Source organism: Pseudomonas sp. MPR-R2A5, assembly GCF_058793055.1.
In genome coordinates this window covers 181,892-194,518 of the sequence record NZ_JBXAFK010000004.1, presented here as the reverse complement: position 1 = coordinate 194,518, position 12,627 = coordinate 181,892, and the positions used below count along the sequence as shown (strand labels likewise).

Here is a 12,627-nt window from a genome sequence, read left to right as displayed (position 1 = left end):
CCTGATTGCGACCGAGCGAATTCAATGATGGTAAGTACGCCAACGGCCTGCTTTGCCAACTGCCCTACCCGACCGATGACACGCGTTTGATCATTGCAGCGGCACAGGAGGGAATCAAAAGGCTGTAACGAGAGGGTTTCAGCTATGCCAAAGCCCAAGTGTTGCTGCTAGACCTGTGTAAGCGTGATGAGTACACACAGGATCTATTCGCACAGGAACAGCCAGCTCGAACAGAAAAGCTAATGAGCACATTGGATGCAATCAACGGTCGCTGGGGCGCCTTAAATCATCGCACCAAACCATCTTAGAGAGAGTTCACCGTCGCCCCTAACATGGCATAGGTGATGGATATCACCTTTATCCATACCAGCAGGACTGGCTGTGAAGGCAGCATTACTTCGCCTAATCTAGCGCGGCGGGATTAAAAAGGCGCAGAGCCTAGGTGTAGGACTCCGCGCAACGCTCAATCGTTAGAAATGTTAGGCACCTAGCTCGAACAGGGGGCGCTGTCGACGCGGATACAGGCCTCCAGACTCTGGTTGCGCGGCAACAGCCGTGAGAAGTAGACGGTGACGTAGAAATAGCCCGCGTCAATCTTTGTCTGCGCCACAACCGATGTAGCATGCCCGGGTTTTATAGACCGGGCCAAGATTAATGATGCTCGCCAAGTGGGGCCTGAGCGAGAATCACGTGCCTATTCGCCGGGCTCTTAGATACCACCCAGGCAGAGGTACTTGATCTCCAGGTAATCCTCAATGCCGTACTTGGATCCTTCGCGACCCAGGCCGGATGCCTTGATACCACCGAAAGGCGCAACTTCATTGGAGATCAGCCCAGTATTGACGCCGACCATACCGTATTCTAGGGCTTCGGCCACACGGAACACGCGCCCCATATCGCGGGCATAGAAGTACGAGGCCAGGCCGAACTCGGTGTCATTGGACATCGCGATCACGTCGGCCTCGTCCTTAAAACGGAACAGCGGCGCCAGCGGACCGAAGGTTTCTTCCTTGGCTACGGCGGCGTTATTCGGTACGTCAATGAGGATGCTCGGCTCGAAGAAAGTGCCACCGAGGGCGTGCGGCTTACCACCAGCGAGTAGCTTGGCACCCTTGCTAATGGCGTCGGCAATGTGCTCCTGGACCTTGGCCACCGCCTTGGCATCGATCAGAGGGCCGGTGGTGATACCTTCGTCCAAACCGTTACCAATCTGCAACTTAGCTACCGCGATTTTCAGCTTCTCGGCGAAGGCATCGTATACGCCGTCTTGGATATACAGGCGGTTGGCGCACACGCAGGTCTGGCCATTGTTGCGGTATTTGGAGATCAGTGCGCCTTCCACTGCCTTATCAAGGTCGGCATCATCGAATACGATGAACGGCGCGTTTCCGCCCAGTTCTAGCGACACCTTTTTAATGTCCTTGGCACATTCGGCCATTAGCTGGCGACCAATTTCGGTGGAGCCAGTAAAGCTCAACTTGCGCACGATCGGGTTGCTAGTCAGTTCGCTGCCGACTTCGCCAGCACTGCCAGTGATTACACTGAACACGCCTTTGGGGATCCCGGCACGCTCGGCCAGCACTGCCAACGCCAGCGCCGAATAAGGCGTTTGCGACGCTGGCTTGAGCACCATGGTACAACCGGCGGCCAGGGCCGGGCCGGCTTTACGGGTGATCATGGCTGCCGGGAAGTTCCAGGGTGTAATCGCTGCCGTTACGCCGATGGGCTGTTTGATCACGATCAGGCGTTTGTCCGGTTGGTGGCCGGGAATTACGTCGCCATACACGCGCTTGGCTTCTTCGGCGAACCACTCAAGGAAGGACGCCGCGAAAGCAATTTCGCCCTTGGCTTCGGCAAGTGGCTTACCTTGCTCCATGGTCATGAGACGACCCAGGTCGTCCTGGTTTTCAATCATCAGTTCAAACCAGCGGCGCAGTTTGTTGGCGCGGTCTTTAGCTGTCAGTGCACGCCAGGCTGGCAGGGCATGATCTGCTGCTTCGATGGCTCGACGGGTTTCCGCTGCCCCCATCTTCGGCACACTACCCATAACTTCGTTGGTGGCCGGATTGGTGACCTGAATGGTCTGGCCGCTGTCCGCGTCCAACCAGGTTCCGTCGATATAAGCCTGTTGGCGGAACAATTGGGTATCTTTGAGTTGCATGGCGTGCTCCTTCGCAGACTGCATTCAGTGCTGCTCAGCTATTTTCCAAGCTATGAATTTAAGCCGAGGAGAGCCACATAAAAGCAATTCTCTCCTCCCCCGGATTGATCTAACCAACCCACTGAGTGGTGTCGTCCAGCGCCCTGGCAAAGCGCTCTACAATCATTCCGACTTCCTGTTCGTTGACGATTAACGGCGGGCAGAAGGCCACGGCATCACCCATGGCGCGAGTAATCATGCCGTGTTCCTGGGCTCTGCCGGCCATGTAGCGTCCGAGGGTGCCTAGCGCCTGATACGGCGCCTTGCTCACGCGATCGCCAACTAGTTCTACCGCAGCGATCAGTCCACAACCGCGAATTTCGCCCACCAAGGGATGATCGATGAAATGCTGTAGGCCGCTGCGCAACAACTGGCCCATTTGCGCCGCATGCTCGACCAGGCTCTCCTCTTCAATAATCTTCAGGTTCTCCAAGGCCACGGCAGTAGCTACCGGATGACCGCTGCCGGTGAACCCATGCCCAAGCGCGCCAAGCGCTTGGCTCTGATCAGCGATGCCCTCAAATACTGGGGCATTGATCAGAATCGCCGCTATCGGCTGATAAGAAGATGACAGTTGCTTGGATAACACCATGATGTCCGGCTGGATACCAAAGGTCTGGCTGCCAAACATCTGCCCGGTACGCCCAAATCCACAGATTACCTCATCGGCGATAACCAGGATGTCGTACTTACGGCAAACTTTCTGGATCTTCTCCCAGTAGGTACGAGGCGGCACTATGACACCGCCAGCGCCCATCAATGGCTCGCCAATGAACGCTGCGATAGTCTCCGGGCCTTCGGCGAGAATCTTCTGCTCGAGCTCGACGGCAAGGCGGTCAGCGAAATGCTCTTCACTTTCACCGGCAAGGGCGAAACGATAATGGTGCGGGCAGCCGACATGCAGGAAGCCTGGAAGCGGCAGGTCGAAACCGCGCTGGTTGCCTGGAAGGCCAGTCAAGCTTGCGCTGGCGACGGTGATGCCGTGGTAGCCGTTGACCCGACTGATGAACTTCTTCTTGGCTGGTTTGCCTAGAGCGTTATTGAGGTACCAGACCATCTTCACTACAGTATCGTTAGCCTCGGAACCGGAGTTGGTGAAGAACACCTTACTCATAGGCACCGGCGCCATCTCGATCAGCTTTTCGGCTAACTCGATACTCGGGCGATGCGATTTGTGACTGAACAGGTGATAAAACGGCAGGGTGTTGAATTGCTGCTCAGCTGCCTTGATCAGACGTTGATTGCTAAAGCCAAGCGCGGCGCTCCACAACCCAGCCATCGCCTCGATATAACCCTTGCCCTGATCGTCATAAACATAGATACCCTCCCCGCGCTCGATGATCAGCGGGCCAAGCTCCTGATGAAGGCGAGCATTGGTGTAGGGGTGCAGTTGATACTGAATGTCTTTTTCTGGCAGCGAGGATACTGACTGGTTCATGGGGCGCTCTCAATATGACTAACAAGCATGGTTTCTGGGAGTAGCCTTATAAGTAGGCATCCGGCTTTTGATCACAATCACACACTTCAATTCGGTAACGAGTTCAGTAACGATGACTTGGCTCGGGGACGTTAAGTGCACTAGCCGATAGCCTATTAGACTGAGCCGGTGCGGGGCTTGTCGTCTTGCGCACAGTCTTGTTCGTTCCAGTGCACTGCCGAATTCGCCCCGCACTGCCTCATGCGGGATGTTGGTTTTTTACAAACCTGGGTAGCCCCTGCAGCTGTGCATCAATCTGCTTGATGATGTAGGCGCCTATGGGAATTGCAGAGGTAGCCGCCGGCGATGGTGCATTGCAGACGTTGACGCTACGGCGGGTATTGCGGAACAGGAAGTCCTCGATCAACTTGCCGTCCGCTGAAACCGCTTGGGCGCGGACGCCGGCCGGGTAAGGCTTGAGATCCTGCAGCGTTAAGCTGGGGCAGTACTTGCGTACTTGCTGTAGATAACCACGCTTGAACAGCGAGTTTTTCATCTCGATCAGGCCGGGCCGCAGATTGTCCTTGAGCACTTTAAGAATGCCCGGATTGGTGAGCATTGCGAACGTGTCGGACAAAGATATGTCACGCTTGCGATAGCCCTCACGCTTGAGTGCCAGCACAGCATTGGGACCGACTGTCACACTGCCGTCGATCATTCGCGTCAGGTGCACGCCGAGGAACGGCATGGAGGGATCGGGAATCGGGTAGATCAGGTGATTGACGATCCGGTTGTGCTGCTCAGGCAGCAAATAGTATTCGCCACGGAACGGGCAAATGCTAAAGCCAGGATCTAAGCCCAGTAGACATACAATGCGGTCGGCCATCAGACCCGAGCAGGTCACCAAAAAGCGTGCAATGACTTCTTCATGCTGGGTTTTAACCCGCATCTCCGTGGCGCGCTCTTCCAGGCCGATGACTTCGCTGTCGTAGCGAATCTCGCCACCGTGCCTCTGGAACTCGCGAGCCATGGCAGCGGTGACCTCGGCATAGTTAACGATACCACTGGAGGGCACGAAGATCCCGCCGATTCCGGTGATGTTCGGTTCGCGTTCCTTCAGTTGCTCCGCAGACAGCCACTCGCGCTCCAGACCATTGGCTGCAGTGCGCTCCCAAAGCGCGCGCATGCGCTGCATTTCCACCTCATTGGTGGCGACCAGCAACTTACCGCACTCATCGTAGATAATGCCGTGCTCGTTACAGAACGATTTGGTAGCACGGTTGCCTTCCAGGCAGAACTTCGCCTTCAAGCTACCCGGCGTGTAGTAGACGCCGGCGTGGATGACCCCGCTATTGTGCCCCGTCTGATGCTTAGCTGGCCCGGACTCTTTCTCGAGCAACAAGATTTTCGACTCTGGGTAGGCCTTGATTAATTGCATGGCAGTCGACATGCCGATAATGCCGCCCCCGATGATCACAAAATCGTACACCGCTATCACCTCTACTCGATCTGTTTTGCCCCGTGGACAAACGACAAGGGCTAAACCGCGCAGCCCCTGTTCAATTAATGGCAATTATTGGCCTTGCTGATGGCCGAGTTTGGGGTAACTGAAGTAACCGCGCTGGCGCATCAGTTCACGGCGCAGCCCAGGGTGAGGGGTGAAACGATCGCGGCCATGCAGCCAATACAGGTTATTAATCAGCAGGAAGCAGCCAACTGGCACCGGCACGGAAAGCTTCTGTTTACTGCCCTCCAGGGAGATAGACAGGTCGGTCAGCCAGTTGCCCTCGTCGAAGTCTTTGGGCTGAACAAATTGATCGATATAGCGAATAGTCGGCCGCCCTTCGGCGTCGACATCAAAGATCGAATGGAACACGTCCGTATCGACCCTTTTACTCGGCGGCGCGGTCCAGCGCATGACGCGCCGTGCTAGCGGATGATGGAAGAAAGCATGGCGATCCTCCCAGTCGTCCAGATGCAGGATCAGCGAGTTGCCACCTTCGATATTCTGCTCATCGATCTTCATCATCAGCACGTAGTCGGTGATCTGATCGACGAAAGTACCATCGTTGTGCAACTCCATTACCCGGTGAGGTTGGCGCAGGTAGCTGTCCGAATTATCGACGTTCTCGACCACGAAGCGTGCGTAGAACTGGCCGCTCATCGCATCAAAGTTCGACCGCCCCAGCAGGTGGGCCACAGCAGTCGAGAATTTGACCATATCATCAGCTTGTGCCACATCATTCAGGGCCTCCTGCTTGATTAACAGCCCTCCGGTGGCACGATCCATTAGGGCGTTGAGTAGCACCGGGCGCAGGCTGTTACCGCAGAGATCGTCAAGAATTTTGGCGAAGCGAAATCGCAAGAAGGACTTGTATTCCAGCGCCTGCACCGGCCACTCGGCCACTGCTACACAGAAAGCCTCTATCGTCGCCTTAGTGAAGGTCAGCTCGAACAAACGGGGCGACTGAGCGGAGGGTGAAAGAGAAAACCCCTTAACGGCGGTCGGTAGCGGCATCACAAGATCTTTGAGCTGGGTAAAGGCATTCATGGCAGAGTCCTGACGAAAAAATTGTCTGTACGCCGCCCCGAGATTTACCAGAACAGCCGGACTAAAAATATAGCTATTTTATAAAAATGTCTACGCTTTTATAAAATAGCGACACTCGGCAACTGCATCTCCACTTAGTAAATATTTCTGCAGTTGCGTATGATGGATAAAACCCGTTGAGGAGCATGGTTTATGGATACGCTCGCCCCCCGCCAAAACTCAGCAGTCAGCGGCTATGAGTGGCTCAAGCGGGACATAATTCAGGGCATGTTCAAGCCCGGAGAAAAACTGCGAATGACTGCGCTTAAGGAGCGCTACGACCTAGGCGTAGGCCCTCTGCGTGAAGCGCTATCGCATCTGATTGCGGAAAATCTGGTAGTAGCTATCAGTCAGCGTGGCTACCGCGTCGCTCCTATGTCGCTGAGCGAAATGCAGGACATCTATGACGCACGGGCCAATCTCGAAGCGCTGGTACTTAAGCTCGCCATCGAACGCGGCGATGACGCCTGGGAGGCCCAGGTGTTGGCCTATTCGCATACATTGGCCAAGGTAATGGAGGTCAAGACCCAGGAGCAGATGCTGGAAATATGGGATGCCCGACACAAGGCCTTCCATACAGCTATAGCCTCCGGCTGTGGGTCTAGACACCTGCTGCAGGCGCGCGCCTATCTGTTCGATCAGGCCGAGCGCTATCGCCAGCTGTGGCTGCGGCGCACGGTGCTATCCGAGGAGGCCTTGTCCCTGAAACGTCAAGAGCACAGCGAACTGGTAGAAGCTATCCTTGCCCGTGACGCAACGCGAGCAAGCGCCATGATGCAGGCTCATCTGATGACACCAGTACCGATCATCGAAGGGATCATGCGCAACAGCAACCTGAGAGCATCCCAGTCCGCCCCTGAAATCATGGGATAGTTACCGTGTCTCGCCCTTAGAGGGGGTGCCTGCGGAATTTCAGCATGTTTTTTGCAGGACAGACCTGAAGCAATTACTACCCAACACCATAGCTTTGCACCTAGCATGGTTCCGTCTTACGCTTGTGAAGCCTGCGCCGCTCTCAGCCCGCTCGCGTGAACCTAAAACAATAAGCTTGGCTTGATCAGCAACACCAGCTACGCATGAGTTTGCCAATGCAGACGACAAAGGCTTACCCAAGTTAGCGCCCGTATGGAATATCAGACGCCGATATATAACTGGTACTCCCGCAACGGTGAAAAGGCGTGGAGCCTTTATGGGGAGCTACGCCGAGTGACTTCTAATCCCCCAGAGCACATTGACAATAAAGTAACCGGCTACGGCTTTAACGAAACGGCTCGGGCTTCACTGGCAGTACAACTAAAGTGCTGGCGAAAATGCCGGGAAAATTGTGCCTGATCACTGAACCCCCAACGATATGCCAGCTCACCGATTGATAGGTGGCAGTGGGGATCACGTAGGCGTTGATATACAGCCTCCAATCGTTTCAGGCGAATCCATTCACCGAGACTGTAGGGCGTACTGAAAAATAATTTATGCAAATAGCGAACCGATAAGCCGCAGGCCTGAGCAATATGCTGCGGGTTTAGTTCAGCTGAACACAAGTTTCGGTCGATGTAGTGCTCGATACGCTGCAAATGCAGGGCAGCTAGACTCGAACTCTCACTATTAAGGACGCGCTCATCTTGGCGCAGAGCCATTAACAACGTCGAAAGCACCTGTTCCAGCAGCATATGACGGGCATCCGCATCGCATTCGTCGAAGCGCGCGGCACACATCGCCAGTTGATCAACAAAAATTCGTCCCAATCCACGCCGAGCCTCGAAACAGAAACGGGTGTAGCGCTCGGCTCCACGTATCTGTCCATGTAGCGCGCGCTCAGGCAGCTTGAATACCCAAAGGTCGTTGTCGCAGGAGTAGTGAAAACGATAAGGCGCATCGCCTCGCTCGAAGATGAACCCACCTGGCTTACAATGGAGCTCACGACCGTCTTGCTCGAAGTGTACTTCGGTAAGGCGCGGCACTGTTACAAGGTAACAGGGTTCAGTATCTTCGCTAACCTGGCTCTCGCTGCGCGAATAGCCTAGCTGACTGGAGCGCAGGCGCGATAACGCCAACGGCGTACTGCCCGTTTTCCAAATTTTCAGGCTGCCTTGGAAAATGGCGCTGGAATTGAACTCCAACGACAATGGAAAATATGTATTGCCGATGGCTTCGGCCCAACGCGATTGCCTTTCTCCCTCAGGCCAATACCGCGTAGACAATTGATCTGTCATGAAAGGTCCTCAATTTGTAGTTATTATGAGGGCGGCACCAACGGTGAATGCCGTCGGTGCCGTTGTTACACAATCCTTTGTTAAAAATCCCTGACGGTCAATGACCGGGAGTCAGTTCATATGTGGCCGAGGGATCCAGACTGACCCGCCAGCCCGGTGGAACAACGATGTTTGTGGTCGCTTCCTCAATCACACAGGGACCTTGAATAATCTGCCCTACTTCTATGCGGTCGCCGTTGTACACAGGCGTGTCCTGCCAATCGTCTTGCGCATTGAACAGCATCGGACGATGACCAGCCGGAATCGCGGCCGTTGCCTTGAGCGGGGTTGCAAGTTCAGGCATTGGTGGACGCTGTAACCGCGCGATCACCGAGCACTCTAGATTAACTAGTTCGACCGGGCTGTTAGGCTCACTGAAGGAAAACAGCGCCTTGTGCCGCTGGTGGAAGGATTCGCGCAGGGCCGCCAGGCTGCTACGGTCGAGCCGGTCGCAGCTCAGTTCGACGCTGCACTCGTGGATCTGTCCGAGGTAACGAATCTCCAGGCTGTACTGGCATTCAATACGATTGTCACCACCGAAACCATCGTCTCGCAGGTTCGTCATACCACGCTCGCGTAACTGCTGCAGGGCCTGGTTTAGTTGCTCCAAATCGACGAACTCGTCATCCAAACGCATCGGCAAAGTAGTCAGCTGATCATAGCGGATGTCAGAGAGAATCTGGCCGAAGGCGCACAGCCCCGAAGCCACCTTGGGAATCAGCACAACCTTGCTGCCGATTTCCTCAGCTAGTCGCATCACGTGCATGCCCGCTGCACCACCGGCACCGATCAGGGCGAAGTCACGGGGATCATAACCACGCTCAATGGACACGCGGCGGATACCACTAACCATGCTCAGGTTAACCAGGGTAATGATACCGACGGCCGCGCGCTCGACACTGATACCCAGCGGTTCGGCAATTTTACTGCGGATCGCATCGATCGCGGCTTGTCGATTTAGACGGATGCTGCCACCGAGCAGTGCACCATCAGCCAGATAACCGAGCGCCAGGTTAGCATCGGTTACAGTCGGCTCGACCCCACCCTTTCCATAACACACAGGCCCGGGGTTAGCCCCGGCACTGCGTGGACCGACCTGGAGCATGCCGAAGTCGTCAAGGTGGGCGATCGAGCCACCGCCGGCGCCAAGGGATTCCACCTGAATCATTGGCACGCCGATACGGTAACGGAGGAAGTCGCTGTCTTTGCTGAAGTTGGTGCGACCGCCTTTGCTAAGAGTGATGTCGAACGAGGTACCACCCATATCGACGGTGATTACGTTGTCGATACCGAATGGCTGGGCCACGCACAAGCCGGCTTGCGGGGCAGATGCCGGACCGGAGTTGATCGCGTTGACCGCCCGCTCACGCATTACCACGCCAGGAGCCAGACCTCCGTTGGACTGGAAATAGCGGGTAGGCTGCTGCGCGCCCAGCTCCTCGAACAGCGCGTCGATGCGTTCGATATAACGACCCATCACTGGGCTAAGGTAGGCGTTGACCACGGTTGTCGAGGTGCGTGTGTATTCGCGAATCTGCGGGAACACCTCGTGGCCGCTGCAGACAAATACGTCAGGTAAAGCCGCACGCACCATAGCCATAGCGCGCTGCTCGTGACTAGGGTTGCGCACCGACCAGACGAAGGAGATCGCCACCGCCTGCACCTGTTGTTCGCGGAAGTAGTCGATGGCGGCATGAATCGCCGCCTCGTCTAGCGGGCTGAACTCGCTGCCGTCACTGATAATACGCCCGCCGATTGGACGGCGCAGGTGGCGCGGCACTAACATATGCGCCGGTGGATAAGTGGCGTCATAGCGATGGCCATCTTCTTTGTGGCCAAGGCGAATTTCCAGGCTGTCTTCATGGCCATCGGTACACAGCAGGCCCACCTTGACCCCGGTCTTTTCGATCAGTGCGTTGAGCGCCACAGTCGTCCCGTTGATGCACAGATCGCAGTCGGCAATGATCTCGGCTGGTGTACGGCCGAGGGCATCGGCGATTTGCGCCAGACCGTTGCGTATGGCCAGGGTGCCGTCATGTGGGGTGGACGGCGCCTTGAACAACTGCACGTTGCCCTGATGGTCGGCGAGGATGAAATCAGTGAAGGTGCCGCCGGCATCGATGCCCAGGCGATATTGTTGTTTGCTCATTTTCGAATTCTCTGCATTGCTCAAAGGGGCTGTGCTCAGTGCGCGGCTCGGTGTGCGTGGGTTGCGGCTTCATCGAGTTGGCCGTTGCCGTCAATCACTACGCCGTATTCAAGGCGCGCGCCGTCAATCGAGACCAAGCCGTTGCGCACATCGGCTAGAACCGTGGCCAGCGGACGACGTAGTGGGTCGCCATAGCCACCACCGCCCGGGTTGACGTTGATTACGCGCTCACCTGGTTGTGCGGTCAGCAGAGTGTTCTGGATGTAATGGTCTTCCTCACCGTCGACATGTCTATGGATCAAGCGGCCGAGCTTGGGCTCGAGCAGAACATTCTTCGCCCCTGCCGCACCGGCGGTAGGCAGCTGCCGGCCCTCACCGAAACCGACCACGGTCATGGCGTGCTTCAGCGGCTCGAGCTCCAGGCGAGTACCAGAGCCACCGCGGAATTCACCGGCGCCACCACTGTCGGTCATCAGGCTGTAGCGGTGTATCAGTACCGGATAGGAGTACTCAAGCAGTTCGATATCGCCGGACGTCAGCGCGCCGAAGCAGCACAGCGGGCCGCAAGCAGGCCAACCATCCATAGCCTTGTTAGCGCCAGCGCCGGAGATGACCGAGGCCAGCACCATGGTCACATATTCATCGTTGTTGTTGCGTGGGTCGTGCCCAGCGATATTGATCCCGCTGGCATGCCCCCAGGAGGCGGTCACACGCTCCGGAGCCGCCTGTTCAAGGGCCAGACGCACGGCATCGGCGAGGGTTTCCATCGGAGTAGTGGTGCAGTTGACGTGCGGTGCCGGCTCCTGGGCGTTGCACAGAGTACCGGACGGGCCAAGGTCTACACTCACGCAGCGATAGAGGCCTTCATTGTAGGGCGGTGGCACCTGGGCGAACATCATCAGTCCGAGGTAAACCCCGGAGATCGAATTGCCCGCGTAGGAGTTGATGAAGTAAGGCACCTGCGGCGGGCTCTCTATCAGAACGTGCGCCTCGTCGCCGCGAATTTCCACCTGGGCAGTGATCGACAATTCTCCCAGACCATGACCGGAGTCTTCGAGAATGGCAGTGCCGCTGTAGAAACCGTCTGGCACATCACGCAACAATGCGCGCATATGACGGTCTGCCATATCTTTCAGCTCGGTAATGCACGCTCGGACCTGGTCGACGCCATAGCGATCGAGCAACTCGATCAGGTGACGCTCGCCCACGCTGCAAGCACCGTACTGGGCATTCAGATCGCCTTCTTGATAGGCGCGGGCGCGCATGTTGGTCAGCAGCAGGTTGATTACGTCTTCCCGGCGCTGGCCCTGGGCCCACAACTTGACAGGCGGGATGCGCAGGCCCTCTGCGTAGATTTCTTTTGCGTCCGGGTTGTAGCCGGCCGGTACCGGGCCGCCAATATCGGTCAGGTGGCCCTTGCAGACCGTCCAGAACACCAGCTCGCCCTTATAGAACACCGGTTTGTACATGCAGCAGTCGAGGATATGACTGCCCATGTAGGCTGGATCGTTATGATAAATAACATCGCCCTCGGCAATCTCATCACCGAAGAAGCCAGCAACGCATTTCATCGCTGGGATAAGCGAACCGAGATGAATAGGAAGGTCCTGGCCTTGCAGGATCATTTCCGGGAGGTGATCGAAGAGTGCGTTGGAATAGTCGTGGGCGAGGTTGAACACGCTCGAGCGACTGGTCTTTTCCAGCGTCAGGGTCATTTCTCGCTGGGCTGTTTCGAGCGCACCGCGCACGACTGCCAGGGTGATCGGGTCTACTATGTTCATGGGTCACCACAAATCTTGTTTTTGTCTGGGGAGGCGTGACGGATGTCTTGCCCACATCGCTAAGCTACGCGCGGGCCTAGCGGCTGGCTTGTCTTCAAGCGCACCGTTTTTTGGCCTGAAGTGAACTGTTTCTACTGGTGCATCTACTCAAGATCTAATGCCGGGAGGCCGGAACGCTGCGATCGGGTAGGAGGCGGCCTCACGGCCGCCGTCCTCCCACACCACCGTGCGTACGGTTCCG

At 56.4% G+C, this 12,627-nt stretch carries 8 protein-coding genes; 1 reads left to right on the top strand and 7 read right to left on the bottom strand.

Features of this window, described 5'->3' with window-relative positions; translation table 11 throughout:
• Positions 1-709: 709 nt before the first annotated feature.
• The 4 genes from gabD to glaH all read right to left on the bottom strand — a co-directional run bounded on the left by gabD (position 710) and on the right by glaH (position 6,168).
• Positions 710-2,161, bottom strand: coding sequence for an NADP-dependent succinate-semialdehyde dehydrogenase (gene gabD / locus AC1Q6I_RS04890; RefSeq protein ID WP_024075423.1), 1,452 nt, complete (start codon positions 2,159-2,161; stop codon positions 710-712).
• Between the two features lie 109 nt (positions 2,162-2,270).
• Complete coding sequence (locus AC1Q6I_RS04885; protein WP_023048105.1) at positions 2,271-3,638, bottom strand: aspartate aminotransferase family protein; 1,368 nt, start codon at positions 3,636-3,638, stop codon at positions 2,271-2,273.
• Between the two features lie 238 nt (positions 3,639-3,876).
• Positions 3,877-5,106, bottom strand: a complete 1,230-nt coding sequence (lhgO, locus tag AC1Q6I_RS04880; RefSeq protein ID WP_023048104.1) for an L-2-hydroxyglutarate oxidase — start codon at positions 5,104-5,106, stop codon at positions 3,877-3,879.
• An 84-nt stretch (positions 5,107-5,190) separates the two neighbouring features.
• A complete protein-coding gene (glaH, locus tag AC1Q6I_RS04875; protein WP_023628647.1) occupies positions 5,191-6,168 on the bottom strand; it encodes a glutarate dioxygenase GlaH in 978 nt (325 codons plus the stop codon).
• Positions 6,169-6,360: 192 nt separating this feature from the next.
• Here glaH and csiR point away from each other — a divergent pair, with 192 nt between their 5' ends.
• Positions 6,361-7,080, top strand: coding sequence for a DNA-binding transcriptional regulator CsiR (csiR, locus tag AC1Q6I_RS04870; RefSeq protein WP_023048102.1), 720 nt, complete (start codon positions 6,361-6,363; stop codon positions 7,078-7,080).
• 377 nt (positions 7,081-7,457) lie between these two features.
• Here csiR and AC1Q6I_RS04865 read toward each other — a convergent pair whose 3' ends face one another.
• The 3 genes from AC1Q6I_RS04865 to capB all read right to left on the bottom strand — a co-directional run bounded on the left by AC1Q6I_RS04865 (position 7,458) and on the right by capB (position 12,386).
• A complete protein-coding gene (locus tag AC1Q6I_RS04865; protein ID WP_033902870.1) occupies positions 7,458-8,417 on the bottom strand; it encodes an AraC-like ligand-binding domain-containing protein in 960 nt (319 codons plus the stop codon).
• Between the two features lie 97 nt (positions 8,418-8,514).
• Positions 8,515-10,605: a caprolactamase subunit alpha gene (gene capA / locus AC1Q6I_RS04860; protein ID WP_033902869.1), complete on the bottom strand. Its 2,091-nt coding sequence runs from the start codon at positions 10,603-10,605 to the stop codon at positions 8,515-8,517.
• A gap of 35 nt (positions 10,606-10,640) precedes the next feature.
• Entirely contained in the window at positions 10,641-12,386 is a 1,746-nt protein-coding gene (gene capB, locus AC1Q6I_RS04855) for a caprolactamase subunit beta (protein WP_033902868.1), read from the bottom strand.
• Positions 12,387-12,627: the final 241 nt, after the last annotated feature.

Coding starts and splice junctions, on each gene's coding strand:
- gabD (WP_024075423.1), bottom strand. CDS start 2,161: ATGCAACTCAAAGATACCCAATTGTTCCGCCAACAGGCTTATATCGAC.
- AC1Q6I_RS04885 (WP_023048105.1), bottom strand. CDS start 3,638: ATGAACCAGTCAGTATCCTCGCTGCCAGAAAAAGACATTCAGTATCAA.
- glaH (WP_023628647.1), bottom strand. CDS start 6,168: ATGAATGCCTTTACCCAGCTCAAAGATCTTGTGATGCCGCTACCGACC.
- csiR (WP_023048102.1), top strand. CDS start 6,361: ATGGATACGCTCGCCCCCCGCCAAAACTCAGCAGTCAGCGGCTATGAG.
- AC1Q6I_RS04865 (WP_033902870.1), bottom strand. CDS start 8,417: ATGACAGATCAATTGTCTACGCGGTATTGGCCTGAGGGAGAAAGGCAA.
- capA (WP_033902869.1), bottom strand. CDS start 10,605: ATGAGCAAACAACAATATCGCCTGGGCATCGATGCCGGCGGCACCTTC.
- capB (WP_033902868.1), bottom strand. CDS start 12,386: ATGAACATAGTAGACCCGATCACCCTGGCAGTCGTGCGCGGTGCGCTC.